Source organism: Kluyvera sp. Awk 3 (assembly GCF_028069715.1).
GTDB lineage: Bacteria > Pseudomonadota > Gammaproteobacteria > Enterobacterales > Enterobacteriaceae > Kluyvera > Kluyvera georgiana_A.
On sequence record NZ_JANEWH010000344.1, the window covers coordinates 1 to 351 of the forward strand.

A 351-nucleotide genomic window follows, 5' to 3' on the forward strand; every position below is an offset into this window, starting at 1 on the left:
CGACTGACGGCCCGATGCCGCAGACTCGTGAGCACATCCTGCTGGGTCGTCAGGTAGGCGTTCCGTACATCATCGTGTTCCTGAACAAATGCGACATGGTTGATGACGAAGAGCTGCTGGAACTGGTTGAAATGGAAGTTCGTGAACTTCTGTCTCAGTACGATTTCCCGGGCGACGACACTCCGATCGTTCGTGGTTCTGCTCTAAAAGCGCTGGAAGGCGACGCAGAGTGGGAAGCGAAAATCATCGAACTGGCTGGCTTCCTGGATTCTTACATCCCAGAACCAGAGCGTGCGATTGACAAGCCGTTCCTGCTGCCGATCGAAGACGTATTCTCCATCTCCGGTCGTG

General features: G+C 54.7%; 1 protein-coding gene. It reads left to right on the top strand.

Going from position 1 to position 351, the window contains the following annotated elements; translation table 11 throughout:
* Positions 1–351, top strand: a 351-nt coding sequence (locus tag NNN71_RS25035; RefSeq protein WP_271459622.1) for a GTP-binding protein, incomplete at both ends; no start/stop codon positions are given.